Consider the following 18,203-nt stretch of genomic DNA (forward strand, 5'->3'; position numbering starts at 1 on the left):
GCCGGTGCTCGTGGGCGGGTGGTACCGGGTCTCGGCCGCGTCGGCGTCCGCGGGCCGCGGGTGCGGTGAGCCCGTGTCCGTACGCGAACGGTGCCGGGCCGGGCCCTCGTCGTCGGTGCCGCCCGCGCGCGGCGTGGCGTTCCCGCTCGCCCCGCCCGGGTCGCCCGCGCCGTCCGTCTCGTCCGGGGTGAGCAACTCGGCGATGTCCAGGACGTGGTGACCCCGCATGGCCGGCAGACAGCTGCCCCGGACCGGGCCGATCGCGTCCCCCCAGTGCCGCGGAATCGCGGACGCCCCGTGCAGGGCGCCGGCCAGGGCCCCCGCCACCGCGGCTGTGGTGTCCGCGTCGCGGCCCATGTTGACCGCCGTCAGCACCGCCGTACGGAAGTCGCCGCGGGCCGCCGTGAACGCCCCGAAGGCCAGGCCCACCGCCTCGGGCGCCAGGTCCGTCCACGGGTAGCCGCCGACCACCACGGCGGAGCGCACCGCGCGTTCCATGGTGAGCCGGTCGGGGTAGCTGCGCTGCGCGGCGGCCACCGCGCGCCGCAGCGAACGCGCCGTCCAGGAGTCCATGGGGACGACCGACAGCGCGGCGGCGATCACCGACGCGACCCCGGCACCCACCATCGCGGCGGCCACCCCGGCCGCCACCGCCTGGCCGCCGTAGATGCCCTCCCCGTCATGGCTGACCCGACCGTCCACCGCGACCAGCCGCGCCGCCTCGTCCGGCCGGCCGGCCGCGAAGACCCCGAACGGCGCCGCCCGCATCGCCAGGCCGTCGCTCCAGGCGTGCCGGTGCTGGGCGGAGATCGGGGCGGCGAGCCCCCGGCGCAGATTCTCCAGCGTTCCCCGCTCGCTGAACCCGGCACCGCGGAACTGCCCCTCGTCGAGATCGGCGATCCACAGATGCCAGGCCCGCTCCACATGCGTGACGGTCAGCGCGGAACCGTGCCGGGCGAGCAGCAGCCCCGAGAAGATCGCGTACTCCGTGTCGTCCGTGCCCGCGGGGTCGTCGCTCACGAAACCCTCGATCCGGCCCCAGCGGCGACGGATCTCCGACGGCCGCAGATTCTCCGCCGGCGCGCCCAGCGCGTCCCCGACCGCGAGACCGAGCAGGGAGCCGCGGGCCCGGTCACCGAGGTTCTCCCGGAGCGCCTCGGTCCGGCCCGCGCCGCCCGTCCGCGGATCCGCCGGACTTCCTGTGATCAACTCCATCGCGTCGACCCTTCGCTCGCACCGAGCCAGTTCTCGTACTTCCTTCTCGATCTGTCCCACGCGGAGCCCCGACAGAGGCCGACAATCACAACAAAAGGGCCAGTCGGATGACGGTTCAGAAGCAACAAGGCAGGCCGTACTCAGGCCGCCCGGGAGGGTGGTAAGTACGGCCTGCCTTGCTGGCGGGGGCCGTTTTTCGTGCGTACTTTCGAAGGTGTCGAGCGGGGGCGGGGCGAGTGGATTCCGCCGCCGGAGAAGGGGAGAGCTGTGTCCATCATCGAGACCGACGCCGTACTGCACGAGGCACACCGCGACAACCACACCCACCGTGACGTGAACGGCGGCTGGCTGCGTCCGGCGGTGTTCGGTGCCATGGACGGGCTGGTCTCCAACCTCGCGCTGATGACCGGCGTCGCGGGAGGTTCCGTCTCCCAGCAGACGATCGTGATCACCGGTCTGGCGGGCCTGGCCGCCGGTGCGTTCTCCATGGCGGCCGGCGAATACACCTCCGTGGCCTCGCAGCGCGAGCTCGTCGAGGCCGAACTCGACGTAGAGCGCCGGGAGTTGCGCAAGCACCCCAAGGACGAGGAGCGGGAGCTCGCCGAGCTCTACGAGTCCCGCGGCGTCGAGCCCGGCCTTGCCCGCGAGGTCGCGCGGCAGCTGTCGCGCGACCCGGAGCAGGCCCTGGAGATACACGCCCGCGAGGAGCTGGGCATCGATCCGGGTGATCTGCCCTCCCCGCTCGTCGCCGCGGTGTCGTCGTTCGGCGCGTTCGCGCTGGGTGCCCTGCTGCCCGTGCTGCCGTATCTGCTCGGTGCGAGCGCGCTGTGGCCGGCCGTGCTGCTCGCACTGGTCGGGCTGTTCGCCTGCGGCGCGGTGGTGGCCAGGGTGACGGCCCGCAGCTGGCTGTACAGCGGCCTGCGTCAGCTGGTGCTGGGCGGGGCCGCGGCGGCCATCACCTACGGTCTGGGCACGCTGTTCGGTGTGGCCGTCGGCAGCTGACCCCTCGAAGGTCCGGGCAGGCGCACCCGTGCGGCGGGTGCGCCTGCCCGTGACGTGTCCGCCATCCGTGTGATGTACGTCTTGGCGACCGCCCCTGGGCGGAACGGCTCCTGCCAGCGTAAAATTAGTCCTTATGCGGCGCTACACATAAGTAGCCGTTACCTGGCGGTTTCATTTCCTTCGCCGCCGGGCATGAGCCGTAGACACCGTGGGCAACGACGCCTGCTCTCTGCGGCCCCCCGGGCGCCGATCCTCCGACTGCGACTCACCCCCCACTGCCTCAGGTGGTGTCCGTATGTTGGAACGAACTATCCGCTTCTTGAGAAGCGCCCCATTATGTAACCTGCACGAAATTTCGCAGAGGGCCAACGTCGTCCCTCGGCACTGCATATGCCACGACGACGACGGGAGAGCCGATGCGTTCCGACGCCTGGTCGCCCATGGACGGTCGCCCCGCCCAGCAGGGGATGTACGACCCCCGTAACGAGCACGACGCCTGTGGTGTCGGGTTCGTGGCCACTCTGACCGGTGTGGCCAGCCATGAGCTGGTCGAGCAGGCGCTGACCGTGCTGCGCAATCTCGAACACCGCGGCGCCACCGGATCCGAGCCCGACTCCGGCGACGGCGCCGGGATCCTCCTCCAGGTCCCGGACGCCTTCCTGCGCGAGGAGGTCGCCTTCGACCTCCCCGAGGCCGGTGCCTACGCCGTCGGAATCGCCTTCCTGCCCGCCGACGACTCCACCGAGGCCGTCCGCAAGCTGGAGAAGATCTCCGCCGAGGAGGGCCTCAAGGTCCTCGGCTGGCGCCAGGTCCCCGTCACCCCCGACATCCTCGGCAACGGCGCCCGCGCCACCATGCCCGAGTTCCGTCAGCTCTTCGTCGCCGACGGCGAGAACACCGGCATCGCCCTCGACCGCAAGGCCTTCGTGCTGCGCAAGCGCGCCGAGCGGGAGACCGGGGTGTACTTCCCCTCGCTCTCCGCCCGCACGATCGTCTACAAGGGCATGCTCACCACCGGGCAGCTGGAGCCGTTCTTCCCGGACCTCTCCGACCGCCGCTTCGCCACCGCGGTCGCCCTGGTCCACTCACGGTTCTCCACCAACACCTTCCCGAGCTGGCCGCTCGCCCACCCGTACCGCTTCGTCGCGCACAACGGCGAGATCAACACGGTCAAGGGCAACCGCAACTGGATGAAGGCCCGCGAGTCCCAGCTCGCCTCCGGTCTCTTCGGCTCCGCCGACAATGGACACGGCGGCGAGGCCCAGCTGGACCGGATCTTCCCCGTCTGCACCCCCGACGCCTCCGACTCCGCCTCCTTCGACGAGGTCCTGGAGCTGCTCCACCTCGGCGGCCGCTCGCTGCCGCACTCGGTGCTGATGATGGTTCCCGAGGCGTGGGAGAACCATGACTCGATGGACCCGGCCCGTCGCGCCTTCTACCAGTACCACTCCACGATGATGGAGCCCTGGGACGGCCCGGCCTGTGTCACCTTCACCGACGGCACCCAGGTAGGCGCGGTCCTGGACCGCAACGGTCTGCGCCCCGGCCGCTACTGGGTCACCGACGACGGCCTCGTCGTGCTCTCCTCCGAGGTCGGCGTCCTGGACATCGACCCCGCGAAGGTCGTCCGCAAGGGCCGCCTCCAGCCCGGGAAGATGTTCCTCGTCGACACGGCCGAGGGCCGCATCATCGAGGACGACGAGATCAAGGCCGCCCTCGCCGCCGAGCAGCCGTACGAGGAGTGGCTGGAGACCGGCGAGATCGAGCTGGAGGACCTCCCCGAGCGGGAGCACATCGTGCACACGCACGCCTCCGTCACCCGCCGCCAGCAGACCTTCGGCTACACCGAGGAAGAGCTCCGCGTCATCCTCGCGCCGATGGCCCGCACCGCCGGCGAGCCGCTCGGCTCCATGGGCACGGACTCGCCGATCGCCGCGCTGTCCGAGCGCCCCCGGCTGCTCTTCGACTACTTCACCCAGCTGTTCGCGCAGGTCACCAACCCGCCGCTGGACGCCATCCGCGAGGAACTCGTCACCTCGCTGCGCTCCACGCTCGGCCCGCAGGGCAACCTGCTGGAGCCGACCGCCGCGTCGTGCCGCAGCGTCACGCTGCCGTTCCCGGTGATCGACAACGACGAGCTGGCCAAGCTGATACACATCAACGCCGACGGCGACATGCCGGGCATGAAGGCCGCCACGCTCTCCGGCCTCTACCGGGTCGGCGGCGGCGGCGAAGCCCTCGCCGCGCGGATCGAGCAGATCTGCGCCGAGGTCGACGCCGCCATAGAGGACGGCGCCCGCCTGGTCGTCCTCTCCGACCGGCACTCCGACGCCGAGCACGCCCCGATCCCGTCGCTGCTGCTCACCTCGTCCGTCCACCACCACCTCATCCGCACCAAGCAGCGCACCCAGGTGGGTCTGCTGGTCGAGGCCGGGGACGTCCGCGAGGTCCACCACGTCGCGCTGCTGATCGGCTACGGCGCCGCCGCGGTCAACCCGTACCTCGCGATGGAGTCCGTCGAGGACCTGGTCCGCGCCGGTACGTTCATCGAGGGCATCGAGCCCGAGAAGGCCATCCGGAACCTGATCTACGCGCTCGGCAAGGGCGTCCTGAAGGTCATGTCCAAGATGGGCATCTCGACGGTCGCCTCCTACCGGGGCGCCCAGGTCTTCGAGGCCGTCGGCCTGGACGAGGAATTCGTCGCGAAGTACTTCAACGGCACCGCCACCAAGATCGGCGGCGCCGGCCTCGACGTCATCGCCAAGGAGGTCGCCGCCCGGCACGCCAAGGGCTACCCCGCCTCCGGCATCTCCGCGTCGCACCGCGCGCTGGAGATCGGCGGCGAGTACCAGTGGCGCCGCGAGGGCGAGCCGCACCTGTTCGACCCGGAGACGGTCTTCCGCCTCCAGCACGCCACGCGCAACAAGCGCTACGACATCTTCAAGAAGTACACGGACCGGGTGAACGAGCAGTCCGAGCGCCTGATGACGCTCCGTGGTCTGTTCGGCTTCAGGTCGGACCGCGAGGCCATCGACATCGACGAGGTCGAGTCCGTCTCCGACATCGTCAAGCGCTTCTCCACCGGCGCCATGTCGTACGGCTCGATCTCCCGCGAGGCGCACGAGACCCTCGCCATCGCCATGAACCAGCTGGGCGGCAAGTCCAACACCGGTGAGGGCGGTGAGGACGCCGACCGGCTCTACGACCCGGCGCGCCGCTCGTCCATCAAGCAGGTCGCCTCCGGCCGCTTCGGTGTGACCAGCGAGTACCTGGTCAACGCGGACGACATCCAGATCAAGATGGCGCAGGGTGCCAAGCCCGGCGAGGGCGGCCAGCTGCCCGGCCACAAGGTCTACCCGTGGGTCGCCAGGACCCGGCACTCCACCCCGGGCGTCGGTCTGATCTCGCCGCCGCCGCACCACGACATCTACTCCATCGAGGATCTGGCCCAGCTGATCCACGACCTCAAGAACGCCAACCCGGCGGCCCGCATCCACGTGAAGCTGGTCTCCGAGGTCGGTGTCGGCACGGTCGCCGCCGGTGTCTCCAAGGCGCACGCGGACGTCGTCCTGATCTCCGGCCACGACGGCGGCACCGGTGCTTCTCCTCTGACGAGCCTGAAGCACGCGGGCGGCCCCTGGGAGCTCGGCCTCGCCGAGACCCAGCAGACGCTGCTGCTCAATGGCCTGCGCGACCGCATCGTCGTACAGACCGACGGCCAGCTGAAGACCGGCCGGGACGTGGTCATCGCCGCGCTGCTGGGCGCCGAGGAGTTCGGTTTCGCGACCGCGCCGCTCGTCGTCTCCGGCTGCGTCATGATGCGCGTCTGCCACCTGGACACCTGCCCGGTCGGCATCGCCACGCAGAACCCGGTCCTGCGGGACCGCTTCTCCGGCAAGGCCGAGTACGTCGTCAACTTCTTCGAGTTCATCGCCCAGGAGGTCCGCGAGATCCTCGCCGAGCTGGGCTTCCGGACGATCGAAGAGGCCGTCGGCCACGCCGAGCTGCTCGACACCGACCGTGCGATCACGCACTGGAAGGCACAGGGCCTCGACCTGAAGCCGCTGTTCCACGTCCCCGAGCTGCCCGAGGGCGCGGTCCGCCACGCGCGGATCGAGCAGGACCACGGTCTGGCCAAGGCCCTCGACAACGAGCTGATCAGGCTCGCCGCCGACGCCTTGAACGCGGACAGCGCCGAGACCGCCCAGCCGGTCCGGGCCCAGATCGCGATCCGCAACATCAACCGCACCGTCGGCACCATGCTCGGCCACGAGGTGACGAAGAAGTTCGGCGGCGCCGGTCTGCCGCAGGACACCATCGACATCACCTTCACCGGCTCCGCCGGCCAGTCCTTCGGCGCGTTCGTACCGAGCGGTGTGACGCTGCGGCTGGAGGGCGACGCCAACGACTACGTCGGCAAGGGCCTCTCCGGCGGCCGGGTCGTCGTCCGCCCGGACCGCGGCGCCGACCACCTCGCCGAGTACTCCACCATCGCGGGCAACACCATCGCCTACGGCGCCACCGGCGGCGAGCTGTTCCTGCGCGGCCGCACCGGTGAGCGGTTCTGCGTCCGCAACTCCGGCGCGACGGTCGTCTCGGAAGGCGTGGGCGACCACGGCTGCGAGTACATGACCGGCGGTCACGCCGTCGTGCTCGGCGAGACCGGACGCAACTTCGCGGCCGGCATGTCGGGCGGTGTCGCGTATGTCATCGACCTGAACCGCGACAACGTCAACGCCGGGAACCTCGGCGCGGTCGAGGAGCTCTCCGACTCCGACAAGCAGTGGCTGCACGATGTGGTGCGCCGCCACCAGGAGGAGACCGGTTCCACGGTCGCCGAGAAGCTGCTTGCCGGGTGGGACACCGCGGTGGCCCGCTTCAGCAAGATCATCCCGTCCACCTACAAGGCAGTGCTCGCCGCCAAGGACGCCGCTGAGCTCGCCGGTCTCTCCGAGCAGGAGACCACCGAGAAGATGATGGAGGCGGCGACCCATGGCTGACCCCAAGGGCTTCCTGACCACCGGGCGCGAGGTCGCCGAGACCCGACCCGTGGGCGAGCGCGTCAAGGACTGGAACGAGGTCTACGTTCCGGGCTCGCTGCTCCCGATCATCAGCAAGCAGGCCGGCCGCTGCATGGACTGCGGCATCCCGTTCTGCCACAACGGCTGCCCGCTCGGAAACCTCATCCCCGAGTGGAACGACTACGCCTACCGCGAGGACTGGTCGGCCGCGTCCGAGCGCCTGCACGCCACGAACAACTTCCCGGAGTTCACCGGGCGGCTCTGCCCGGCCCCGTGCGAGTCGGCGTGCGTGCTCGGCATCAACCAGCCGGCCGTCACCATCAAGAACGTCGAAGTCTCCATCATCGACAAGGCGTGGGACAGCGGCGACGTCACCCCGCAGCCGCCCGAGCGGCTCTCCGGCAAGACCGTCGCCGTGATCGGCTCGGGCCCGGCCGGTCTCGCCGCGGCCCAGCAGCTGACCCGGGCCGGCCACACGGTCGCCGTCTACGAGCGCGCGGACCGCATCGGAGGCCTTCTCCGGTACGGCATCCCCGAGTTCAAGATGGAGAAGGCGCACATCAACCGCCGCATCGAGCAGATGCGCGCGGAAGGCACCAAGTTCCGCACCGAGACGGAGATCGGCAAGGACATCGACGCCGCCAAGCTCCGCCGCCGGTACGACGCGGTCGTCATCGCCGCGGGTGCCACCGTCTCGCGCGATCTGCCCGTCCCGGGCCGTGAGCTGAACGGCGTGCACTTCGCCATGGAGTACCTGCCGCTGGCCAACAAGGTGCAGGAGGGCGACCTGACGGTCTCCCCGATCACCGCCGAGGGCAAGCACGTCGTCGTGATCGGCGGCGGCGACACCGGAGCCGACTGCGTCGGCACCGCCCACCGCCAGGGCGCGCTCTCCGTCACCCAGCTGGAGATCATGCCGAGGCCCGGCGAGGACCGGAACGCCAACCAGCCCTGGCCGACGTTCCCGATGCTCTACAAGGTCACCTCCGCGCACGAGGAGGGCGGCGAGAGGGTCTACTCCGTCTCCACCACGCACTTCGAGGGCGACGAGGGCGGCAACGTCCAGGCGCTGCACCTGGTCGAGGTGGAGTTCAAGGACGGCAAGCTGGAGCAGAAGCCCGGCACCGAGCGGAGCATCCCCGCACAGCTGGTCACCCTCGCCATGGGCTTCACCGGCACCGACCAGGCCAACGGTCTGGTCCAGCAGTTCGGCCTGGAGCTCGACGAGCGCGGCAATGTCGCGCGCGACGCGGACTACGCCACCAACGTCGGCGGCGTCTTCGTCGCCGGTGACGCCGGCCGCGGCCAGTCCCTCATCGTGTGGGCCATCGCCGAGGGCCGCTCCGCGGCGCGCGGGGTGGACCGCTTCCTGACCGGAGCCAGCGCCCTGCCGGCCCCGATCCGCCCGACGGACCGTTCACTGGCGGTCTGATCACGGCACACAGAGACGTCCCGCACAACGGCGTGCGGAACTGAACGCGGCGCCTGCCCGTCCCCGACCGGACGATTCGGCAGGCGCCGTGGCGCGTCCGGGGCCGGTCCGGCCTGCCCCGGTCCGGCCTGCCCCGGCTCAGCCCGTCAGCGCGGACGTCTTGAGCACCACCAGCAGCACCAGCACGGCGAGCACCACCACAACCGCGGCGGCCTGAACCGTCGTACGGCGCTTCGCCGGGGCGTAGGCGTACGCGACGGTGACGATGCCGCCCGTCAGGAGCCCGCCCAAGTGGCCCTGCCACGAGGCGAACCCGGCCGAGATCACCATCCAGATCAGAAAACCGGCCATGAACCGGTTCACGGCCCGCATGTCGCGGCCCAGCCGCCGGTTGATGACGTAGAACGCCGCCCCGAGACCGAAGATCGCACCCGAGGCGCCCACCGTGCCGTCGAACGGCGCGATCAGATAGACCAGGACCGAACCGCCCAGCGCGGACAGCAGGTACAGCGCGAGGTAGCGGGCCCGGCCCAGCTGGTCCTCCACGACCCGGCCCAGGTTCCACAGCGCGTACATGTTGAAGAGGATGTGCAGCACCCCGAACGGCAGCGAACCCAGGGACGATCCGCCCGGCGGGAGATGCAGGAAGGCTCCGGTCAGCAGCCGGAACCACTCGCCGCCCACCACGCCGATCACATCGAAGCCGGGGAAGTCCCCGGCCTCGTAGACGTAGTGTCCGCCGTCCGGGCCGTTCAGCCCCGCACCGAGCATCGCGAACCGGTCGACGATTCCCGGCCGGACCAACTCTCCCAGGTACGCCACGATGTTGAGGCCCATCAGCACATACGTGACGAGCGGCACCGCCGACCGCGGGACCGCACCGCCGAACACCGTGCGCGCCTGCCGGACCGAACGCTGACCCTCCTTCACGCACTCCACGCAGTGGTGGCCGACCGCGGCCTCACGCATGCAGTCGGGGCAGATGAAGCGTTCGCAGCGGGTGCAGCTCACGTACGTCTCGTACGACGGGTGGCGGTAACAGGTGGTGACCGCGGCGTCCACGGCAGGCTCCTTCACGGGTGGGCGGACACGAGCGGCCGGTGGGGCGGCGGCAGATCAAGATAGCGAACGCCGCCCGACAGGGGCATACCTGAGTGGCTTACGCTCAGGGTTCTGACATGCCCGACACGTCGAGGATCGGAGAATCCGCATGGCCGGCTCGTCCGTCGCCGCACCAGGTCCGGCCATCAGCCTCCGCACGATGGAGGAGAGCGCGCCCGCGCTGGTCAGCCTCTACAAGAGCGCCGCCGTCTCGCTGACCAAGCACCGCATGAGCGGCGAGCGCGCCGCGGTCTATCTGGTGCTCGACTACTCCGGCTCCATGCGGGAGTACTACAAGGACGGCAGCGTCCAGGCCCTGGCGGACCGGGTGCTGGGGCTCTCCGCCCATCTGGACGACGACGGCCGCGTCCCCCTCGTCCTCTTCTCCACGGATGTCGACGCCGTCACCGACATAGCCCTGGACAACCACCGCGGCCGGGTCGACGCTGTCGTGGCGGGCCTCGGGCACATGGGGAAGACCAGCTACCACCTGGCCATGGACGCCGTCATCGACCACTACGTCGACAGCGGATCCACCGCGCCCGCGCTCGTCGTCTTCCAGACGGACGGCGGCCCGATCAGCAAGCACGCGGCGGAACGCTATCTCTGCAAGGCGGCGAAACTGCCCCTGTTCTGGCAGTTCATCGGCTTCGGCAACAAGCGGAGCAACCAGTTCGACTTCCTGCGCAAGCTCGACGAGCTGGCCGTACCCGCCAAGCGCGCCGTCGACAACGCCGGCTTCTTCCACGCCGGACCCGACCCGCGACAGGTCCCGGACGCCGAGCTCTACGACCGGCTCGTCGCCGAATTCCCGCAGTGGCTGGCCGCGGCCAGGACCCAGGGGATCGTCAAGTGAGGGCGCGGGTGCTGCGGGCGGCCGACCGCACGGCCACGCCCTGGAAGAACGGCGGGGGAGTCACCCGGGAGATCGCGGCACACCCCGAGGGCGCGCCGATGGACGCCTTCGACTGGCGGGTCAGCCTCGCCGATGTGGCCGAGGACGGGCCGTTCTCCTCCTTCCCGGGCGTCGACCGGACCCTGACCGTGGTCGAGGGCGCCGGGATGGACCTCATGGTGGGCGGCGAGCACCACATCGTCGACGAGCCGTACTGGCCGCACGACTTCCCCGGTGACCTGGAGACCGACGGCAGGCTGCTCGGCGGCCCGGTCGTGAACGCCAACGTCATGTGCCGCAGGGGGCGGACGGTCGCGGCGGTCGCGGTGGTGCGCGGCACCGTCCGGCTCGCGGCGCCCCCGGGCGGGGCGGCCCTGGCCATCGCGCTGGAGGACGGTGCGGTGCTCGACGGCTCGGACATCGAACTCGACCGCTACGACGTGCTGTTGACGCGGGAGGAGGCGCCGGTCGTGCTGCGGACCCATGGCTGGGCCCTGCTGATCACCCTGTCGGCCGGATGACGACGGGCACCCGGGTGCGGCCGGGAAAGCAGACAGAAGATGTCGGGATTCCAGGGTTCCATGGACGTATGACATCGAGTTCCTGGGAAGAGTTCCGCTCGGCGGAGCCGGTCTTTGCCGACACCGTCGACTCTGCTGCGCAATTCCTGGGTCAGGCTGTGAGTCGGTAGGCGAGGCGTTCGAGCCGGCTGCTGCGGGTGTGATGCTGGTCGTGTCCGGTCCAGTGGGCGTCGAGTCTGATCACGTTGAGTGCGGTGGCGGAGAAGGCGTGTTGGAGGCGGACTTTCGGTAGCCCGCGGTAGCGGGCCCGGCGTATGCCGGTGATGTCGAGGGCTTGATTGATAGTGCCTTCCACACCCGCTCGCAGGGCGTACTTGGCCTTCCACGTCTCGGTCTTCTGCTCGGCGCGGGCCTGGGTGAGGGCTTCTTCTGGCTCTCTGGGGCGCAGGGTGAGCATGCGGCGGCCTTTCGCGGAGCTGGTGCATTGGTCGCGGAAGGGGCAGGGGCGGCAGGTGCGGACGCCGAAGGTGATGACGATCGCGTCCGTTCCGTGCTGTTTCACGGGGTTCCAGTGCGCGCTGGTCTTGCCGGCGGGGCAGCGGACCTGGCGGGCCCTCCAGTCGATGATGAAGGCGCTCTTGTCGAAGCCGGCGTGGGCCTTGGCCTGGGCGGAATGATCCAGCAGAACCGGGGTGACCATACGGGTGCCCTGTTTCAGCGCGGCGGCGATGAGGTCGGCGGATGGATAGCCGGAGTCGAGGTAGTGCTCGGCGGGCCTGATGCCGTGCTCGGCCAGGCGCTGTTGGACCGGGGCGGTCGCTTTCACATCGGGCACGGTGGCATCGGTGGTGCACACGTCCGTGATCAGATTCGGTGCCGCCCGGACACCGGCTTCGGCTTCGGCTTCGGCTTCGGCTTCGGCTTCGGCTTCGGCTTCGGTGGGAGTGTCGCAGGTCTCGGTGAGATGGACCTTGTAGCCCATCCAGAACAGGCCCTCGCCCTTGGCCGCCCAGCGTGCGTCCGCGTCGTAGGGGGAGGCGAGGCGGCGATGACCGGGCGGGACACCCTCGTCGTCGGCGGCCCGCTTCTTGATCACCTCCCGTCCCCTGGTGTCGGTGCTCAGGTAGTACGTCTGGACGAGGATCTGCCGCAGGATCTGTACGGACTCGATCTCACGGATCCATGGGGGTGTGCCGGGTGACCAGGCCGCCCGGCACAACGCCAGCGCGTCCTGGCCGAAGACCTGCGCGAGCCGGTCGCGTTTCGTCTGCGAGGCGGGCATGCGCCAGCCGTCCACCCGCGGCCCGTACCGGTGAGCGAACTCGGCGACATCGACCTGCCCGGCCAGCCACGACGGCGCCGCGACAGCCAGGGCCTCCAGCGCCGCCCGCACACTCTCCCCGGCCAGCTCGAGGCGGTTCAAGTCCCGCACCGCACTGATCACATGGGTGGAATCGGTCCGCTGCCTGCCCCCGGCCGCGACCAGCCCCTCCTCCACGCAGTACTCAAGGAGACGGTCGAAGACCACCCGTTCCATGCCGTTGTCGGACAGGCGGGAACGGAACCGGCTCAGCACACTGGCATCGAAGCCGGTGTCCGTCAGCTCCGCCCCGAGCGCGTACTTCCAGTCGATCGCCCGCACCGCCATCGCCGCGGCCTGCCGATCGGTCAGATCCTCGGCGAACTGCAACACCGTGACCAGGCACAACACCCCCGGAGACAAACCCGGAGCCCCACGCACCCCGAACGCCGACGCGAACGGCTCGTCCGCGAAAACCTCCGCGAGCCGGTCTCGCACCCGTATCGCCAGGCTCCCCTGCGGGAACGCCGCCCGCGCCACCATCACGGTCTGCTCCGGGACTTCCGGCAGCCCCTCCGGCCGCATCGACATCCACACCACCCCCACGGCCGCACGACAGGACAACGACCGTACAGACGATCATCCCGTGCCCACCTTCACCCCCGCACGGAATTGCGCAGCAGAGTCACCGTCCGGACCCGCTTCGAGCAGTACAAGCACCACGTCCTGGCGACCCTGCGCAAGGACGGATCCCCGCGCGTGACCGGCCTCGAAGTGGATTTCCGGCTGGGTGAGGCCTTTCTCGGCATGATGCCCAACTCGCGCAAGGCGCTGGACCTGCTGCGCGATCCACGGTTCGCGGTGCACGCCAACCCCGGACCGGACGCCGAGATGACCGCCGGGGACGTCCGGATCTCCGGCCGCGCGGTGGAGGTGACCGACCCCGCCGTGCTGGCCCGCTTCATCGAGGAGGTGAAGCCACCGGAACCCTTCCACCTCTTCCGCATGGAGCTGACCGAGGTGGTGCGCATCGGTCTCGAAGGCGGCGACACCCTGGCCATCCAGGCATGGCGTCCCGGCCACCCGCTGCGCACCTTCCGGAGGGGCAACGACGAGGGCTCAATGGGCGAGGTCCTCTGACGCGGCCGGCCCGTCGGCCAGCACCCGCGCTCGGCACGCCCCCGGCGTCCCCCACGCATCGCGCAGGGGGCGTGCCTTGCGCAGCCACAGCGACAGGTCCAGCTCCTGCGTGTACCCCACCGCCCCGTGCAACTGCAGCGCGGTCCGCGCCGCCGCGTACCCCGCCTCGCCCGCCGTCACCTTGGCCGCCGCCACCGCCGCCCCGGCGTCCGGTGCGCCCCCGGCGAGCGCGAGTGCCGCCCCGTACAGCAGCGGGCGGGCGAACTCCAGCCCGATCAGGGTGTCCGCCAGCCGGTGCTTGACCGCCTGGAAGGAACCGATGGCCGTACCGAACTGGGTGCGCTGTCCGACGTACGCGACCGTGGTCCGCAGCAGTGCCTCGCCCGTGCCGAGCGCCTGGGCGGCCGTCGCGAACGCCGCCCACCGGGCGGCCCGCACCGCCGCCTGTGCCGCCTGTGCCCCCGACGCGAGCAGTTCCCCGCCCGGCTCGGGGCGCAGCAGCCGACGGGCCGGGTCGGACGACGGACTCAGCTCCCCCGGACCCGGCGCGAGCCGCAACTCGTCGCCGGTCACCGTGAACACGGCGTCCACCGCGTCCGCGTCCAGTGCGTACGGCCCGCACCCCGCCACCCGCAGCGTCGCCGATGCCGCGCCGGACGCCAGCCGGGGCAGCCACTCCTCGGCCGCCGGGCCGCCCACGTCCGCCAGCAGCACCGCGGCCGCGACCGTCTCCACCACCGGACCGGGCACCACATGCCGTCCCAACTCGGTGAAGGCGACCGCGAGTTCCACCGGCAGCGGGCCGACGCCCCCGTACGCCTCCGGTACCGCGAGCGCGAACACCCCCGCTCCCGCCAGCCGCGCCCACAGGGCCGTGCCGGGGCCGTGGTCCCCGGCGGCCCAGGCCCGTACCACCGAAGGAGTGTCCGAGGCGGTCAGCATCGCGTCCAGCGAGCGGGCGAACTCCCGCTGCTCGTCGTCGAGCAGGAAACGCATCAGCGCCGTCCCTTCGGCAGGCCGAGCAGCCGCTCGGCGATGATGTCGCGCTGGATCTCGTTCGTGCCGGCGTAGATGGGGCCCGCGAGGGAGAAGAGATGGCCCTCGGCCCACTCGGATGCGGCGAGTTCCGCGTCCGGGCCGAGCAGATCGAGTGCGGTCTCGTGCAGCGCGATGTCGTACTCGGACCAGAACACCTTGTTCAGGCTGGACTCCGCGCCGATGGACGCCCCGGCGGCGAAGCGGGACGCGTTGGCGCCGGTGAAGAGCTGATACGCGCGCGCCCCGATCACCGCGTCCGCCACCCGGTCCCGCATCGCCGTGTCCGACGGATCGCCCTGGGCGCGCCACAGCGCGGCCAGCCGATCGGCGGCGGCCAGGAAACGGCCGGGGGAGCGGAGCGTCAGCCCACGCTCGTTGCCCGTTGTCGACATGGCGATACGCCAGCCCTGTCCGGGCTCCCCGATGACGTCCTCGTCCGGTACGAACACCTCGTCCAGGAACAGCTCGGCGAAGGCCGGCTTGCCGTCGAGCCGCCCGATGGGCCGGACCGAAACACCCGGCGCCGACAGGTCGAACATCAGATACGTCAGCCCGTGGTGAGGCTTCGCCGCCCCGGCGTCCGTACGGAAGATGCCGAACGCCCGGTCCGCGAACGCGGCCCGGGAGGACCAGGTCTTCTGCCCCGAGAGCAGCCAGCCGCCGTCCGTGCGCACGGCCCGTGAACGCAGCGACGCCAGGTCCGATCCCGCCTCCGGCTCGGACCAGGCCTGCGCCCAGATCACCTCACCGCTCGCCATCGACGGCAGGACCCGGGCCCGCTGCTCTTCCGTGGCGTGGTCGAAGAGCGTCGGGGCGAGGAGGTTGATGCCGTTCTGCGAGACCCGTCCGGGGCCGCCCGCCGCGTAGTACTCCTCCTCGAAGATCAGCCACCGGAAGATGTCGACGCCCCGGCCGCCGTACTCGGCCGGCCAGGAGACGACCGACCAGCGGTCCGCGTACAGCCTCGCCTCCCACTCCCGGTGCGCGGCGAAGCCCTCGGCGGTCTCCAGCGACGGCAGCGGCCCGGCGGGCACATTGGCCCGCAGCCATCGGCGCGCCTCGGCCCGGAAGGCCGCCTCCTGCGCCGTGCAGGACAGATCCATCAGCCGTCCGCCTTCTTCTTCAGCGAGGCGATGTCCATGCCGCCGAGCGGGTCCGCCGCCGTCTCCGCGTTGTGCGCATGGGCGAGGTGGTGCAGCCCGAAGACGGAGTCCATCCCGGTGTGCATCCCCTGGAGGTCCTCGGCCTGATTGACGGCGCGCTTGGCCAGTGCCAGCCCGAGGCGCGGCATCCCGGCGATCCGCAGTGCCAACTCATGTGTGGAATCGGCGAGTTGTGCCCGTTCCACCACCTTGTTCACCATGCCGACCTCGTACGCCCGGCGGGCGCCCATCCGGTCGCCGGTGTACAGGAACTCCTTCGCGATCCGGGGCGGCATCACCCACGGGTGCGCGAAGTACTCGACACCGGGGATGCCCATCCGCACCACCGGATCGGCGAAGAAGGCGTCCTCGCTCGCCACGATCAGGTCGCAGACCCAGGCGAGCATCAGCCCGCCGGCCACGCACGCGCCCTGGACGGAGGCGATGACCGGCTTCGGCAGCTCGCGCCAACGCCGGCACATGCCCAGGTAGACCTCCGACTCGCGGGCGAAGCGGCTCTCCGCCCCGGTCTTGTCGGAGTGGTCCCACCACAGGCCCGCCCTGCGCTCGAAGGGCAGATGCGCGTCGCGCTCGGGCGTGCCGATGTCATGGCCCGCCGAGAAGTGCTCCCCGGCGCCCGCCAGCACGGCCACCTTGACCTCCGAGTCCTCGGCGGCCCGGTAGAAGGCGTCGTCCAGGGCGTAGGTCATGGCCGAGTTCTGGGCGTTGCGGTAGCGCGGGCGGTTCAGCGTGATGTACGCGACCGGGCCGCGGCGCTCGTACAGCACCGGGCCGGGCCGGTGGCCGTCGGCGGAGGCGTCGTGGCCGGAGGTGTCATGGGCAGAGGGCATCGGCTCATCCTTCCCTAACAAGTGTTTGGTAGGTTAACGTACGGGCACGAGCACCGTCGAGGATCCGCGGGCCGGACCGAGGAGGTACAGGCGTGAGCGCACCGCAGTACGTATCCGGACACGGGCTGCTGGCCGGCCGCACCGCCGTCATCACCGCCGCCGCGGGTGCCGGCATCGGCGGTGCCACCGCCCGCAGATTCCTGGAGGAGGGCGCCCGCATCGTCATCGGCGACGCGCACGCCCGCCGGCTGAAGGAGACCGAGCAGGCGTTCGCCGAGGAGTTCGGCGCGGACCGCGTCGCCGCACTGCCCTGCGACGTCACCGACGAGAGCCAGGTCCAGGCGCTGTTCGCGCTCGCCGAACAGGTCCACGACGGCCTCGACGTCGTCGTCAACAACGCCGGGCTCGGCGGCACCGCCGAACTCACCGAGATGACCGACGAACAGTGGACCAAGGTCCTCGACGTCACCCTGAACGGCACCTTCCGCTGCACCCGGGCAGCCCTGCGCTCCCTGCGGGCGGCGGGCCGCGGCGGCATCGTCGTCAACAACGCCTCCGTCGTCGGCTGGCGCGCCCAGAGCGGCCAGGCCCACTACGCCGCCGCGAAAGCGGGCGTCATGGCCCTCACCCGGTGCGCCGCGATCGAGGCCGCCGAGTACGGCGTACGCGTCAACGCCGTCGCACCCAGCCTCGCCATGCACCCGCACCTGGTGAAGGTCACCTCCGCCGAACTCCTCGACGAACTGACCGCGAAGGAGGCCTTCGGCCGGTACGCCGAGCCGTGGGAGGTCGCCAACGTCATCGTCTTCCTCGCCAGCGACTACTCCTCGTACCTGACCGGCGAGGTCGTCTCCGTCAGCAGTCAGCGTGCCTGACCGTGCGACGGCCGGGACACCCTCGACGGCGACCACCGGGCGGAGAATGGTCGGGTGCCTACCAAGAAGAAGCCCCAGGTGACCCCCTCGCCCGAGCGGCGCCGCGAACTGCTCGCCACCGCGGCCGAGGTCTTCGCCGCCCAGGGATACAACGCCACCACCGTCCGCAAGATCGCGGACGCGGCCGGGATGCTCGCGGGCAGCCTCTACTACCACTTCGATTCCAAGGAATCGATGGTCGACGAGATCCTCTCGACCTTCCTCACCGAACTCTGGGAGGGGTACGACACGGTGCTCGCCGCCGGACTGGCCCCCAGGGAGACCATCGAGGCACTCGTCACCGAGTCCTTCCGGGAGATCGACCGCCACCGTGCCGCGGTCGCCATCTACCAGAAGGAGTCCAGGCATCTGGCCGCCCAGCCGCGGTTCCAGTACCTCGTCGACTCCCAGCAGAAGTTCGAGCAGGCCTGGCTCGGCACCCTGGAACGCGGCGTCGCCGACCACAGCTTCCGCGCCGACCTCGACATCCGCCTCACCTACCGCTTCGTCCGCGACACCGTCTGGGTCGCGGCGTCCTGGTACCGGCCGGGCGGACTGCACAGCCCCGAGGAGATCGCCCGCCAGTACCTCTCGATGGTCCTGGACGGCATCGCCCTCGACACCTGACCCC

The 18,203-nt window shown here is 70.8% G+C and carries 13 protein-coding genes and 1 pseudogene; 8 read left to right on the forward strand and 6 right to left on the reverse strand.

The genetic code is table 11. From position 1 onward, the window contains the following. Window positions 1-177: 177 nt before the first annotated feature. Window positions 178-1,215 (reverse strand): annotated as a pseudogene (locus tag OG611_RS16970) (ADP-ribosylglycohydrolase family protein); the annotation flags it as partial. Window positions 1,216-1,482: 267 nt separating this feature from the next. Here OG611_RS16970 and OG611_RS16975 point away from each other — a divergent pair. The 3 genes from OG611_RS16975 to OG611_RS16985 all read left to right on the forward strand — a co-directional run bounded on the left by OG611_RS16975 (window position 1,483) and on the right by OG611_RS16985 (window position 8,670). Next, window positions 1,483-2,217 (forward strand): VIT1/CCC1 transporter family protein, encoded by a 735-nt coding sequence (locus tag OG611_RS16975; RefSeq protein WP_266420601.1) that lies wholly within the window; start codon window positions 1,483-1,485, stop codon window positions 2,215-2,217. A 416-nt stretch (window positions 2,218-2,633) separates the two neighbouring features. After that, complete coding sequence (gltB, locus tag OG611_RS16980) at window positions 2,634-7,217, forward strand: glutamate synthase large subunit (RefSeq protein ID WP_266420603.1); 4,584 nt, start codon at window positions 2,634-2,636, stop codon at window positions 7,215-7,217. Continuing rightward, the gene (locus OG611_RS16985; protein WP_266420606.1) at window positions 7,210-8,670 is read left to right on the forward strand and encodes a glutamate synthase subunit beta; all 1,461 of its coding nucleotides are present in this window, start codon (window positions 7,210-7,212) and stop codon (window positions 8,668-8,670) included. The genes gltB and OG611_RS16985 overlap by 8 nt, the downstream gene beginning before the upstream one ends. A 138-nt stretch (window positions 8,671-8,808) precedes the next feature. Here the strand turns inward: OG611_RS16985 and OG611_RS16990 are convergent, their stop codons facing one another. Beyond that, complete coding sequence (locus OG611_RS16990) at window positions 8,809-9,732, reverse strand: rhomboid family intramembrane serine protease (RefSeq protein ID WP_266420608.1); 924 nt, start codon at window positions 9,730-9,732, stop codon at window positions 8,809-8,811. Window positions 9,733-9,880: 148 nt separating this feature from the next. On the opposite strand from OG611_RS16990, the gene OG611_RS16995 reads away from it, so the two are divergent. Both OG611_RS16995 and OG611_RS17000 read left to right on the forward strand, forming a co-directional pair. After that, window positions 9,881-10,627 carry a VWA domain-containing protein gene (locus tag OG611_RS16995; RefSeq protein WP_266420611.1) on the forward strand — a complete coding sequence of 249 codons (747 nt, stop codon included), beginning with the start codon at window positions 9,881-9,883 and terminating at the stop codon, window positions 10,625-10,627. After that, complete coding sequence (locus OG611_RS17000; RefSeq protein WP_266420614.1) at window positions 10,624-11,187, forward strand: HutD family protein; 564 nt, start codon at window positions 10,624-10,626, stop codon at window positions 11,185-11,187. The genes OG611_RS16995 and OG611_RS17000 overlap by 4 nt, the downstream gene beginning before the upstream one ends. A gap of 151 nt (window positions 11,188-11,338) precedes the next feature. On the opposite strand, the gene OG611_RS17005 is transcribed toward OG611_RS17000, so the two are convergent. Then, window positions 11,339-13,078: an IS1182 family transposase gene (locus tag OG611_RS17005; protein WP_266420616.1), complete on the reverse strand. Its 1,740-nt coding sequence runs from the start codon at window positions 13,076-13,078 to the stop codon at window positions 11,339-11,341. Between the two features lie 81 nt (window positions 13,079-13,159). On the opposite strand from OG611_RS17005, the gene OG611_RS17010 reads away from it, so the two are divergent. Next, window positions 13,160-13,627 (forward strand): pyridoxamine 5'-phosphate oxidase family protein, encoded by a 468-nt coding sequence (locus OG611_RS17010; RefSeq protein ID WP_266420618.1) that lies wholly within the window; start codon window positions 13,160-13,162, stop codon window positions 13,625-13,627. Here the strand turns inward: OG611_RS17010 and OG611_RS17015 are convergent. Genes OG611_RS17015 through OG611_RS17025 form a run of 3 tightly spaced genes read right to left on the reverse strand, consistent with a single transcriptional unit; the run spans window position 13,607 to window position 16,658 of the window. Beyond that, window positions 13,607-14,623, reverse strand: a complete 1,017-nt coding sequence (locus OG611_RS17015) for an acyl-CoA dehydrogenase family protein (RefSeq protein WP_266420619.1) — start codon at window positions 14,621-14,623, stop codon at window positions 13,607-13,609. The two genes, OG611_RS17010 and OG611_RS17015, sit on opposite strands and share 21 nt — an antisense overlap. Further along, window positions 14,623-15,768 (reverse strand): acyl-CoA dehydrogenase family protein, encoded by a 1,146-nt coding sequence (locus OG611_RS17020; protein ID WP_266420621.1) that lies wholly within the window; start codon window positions 15,766-15,768, stop codon window positions 14,623-14,625. The genes OG611_RS17015 and OG611_RS17020 overlap by 1 nt, the downstream gene beginning before the upstream one ends. Beyond that, window positions 15,768-16,658: an enoyl-CoA hydratase gene (locus OG611_RS17025; RefSeq protein ID WP_266420622.1), complete on the reverse strand. Its 891-nt coding sequence runs from the start codon at window positions 16,656-16,658 to the stop codon at window positions 15,768-15,770. Before OG611_RS17025 ends, OG611_RS17020 begins: the two co-directional genes overlap by 1 nt. Window positions 16,659-16,750: 92 nt before the next feature. Between OG611_RS17025 and OG611_RS17030 the strand changes: the two genes are divergently transcribed. After that, window positions 16,751-17,533 (forward strand): SDR family oxidoreductase, encoded by a 783-nt coding sequence (locus tag OG611_RS17030; protein ID WP_266420623.1) that lies wholly within the window; start codon window positions 16,751-16,753, stop codon window positions 17,531-17,533. Window positions 17,534-17,587: 54 nt separating this feature from the next. Then, window positions 17,588-18,199 carry a TetR/AcrR family transcriptional regulator gene (locus OG611_RS17035; RefSeq protein WP_266420626.1) on the forward strand — a complete coding sequence of 204 codons (612 nt, stop codon included), beginning with the start codon at window positions 17,588-17,590 and terminating at the stop codon, window positions 18,197-18,199. The last annotated feature ends 4 nt before the right edge of the window (window positions 18,200-18,203 follow it).

It is taken from the genome of Streptomyces sp. NBC_01363, from assembly GCF_026340595.1.
Lineage (GTDB): Bacteria > Actinomycetota > Actinomycetes > Streptomycetales > Streptomycetaceae > Streptomyces.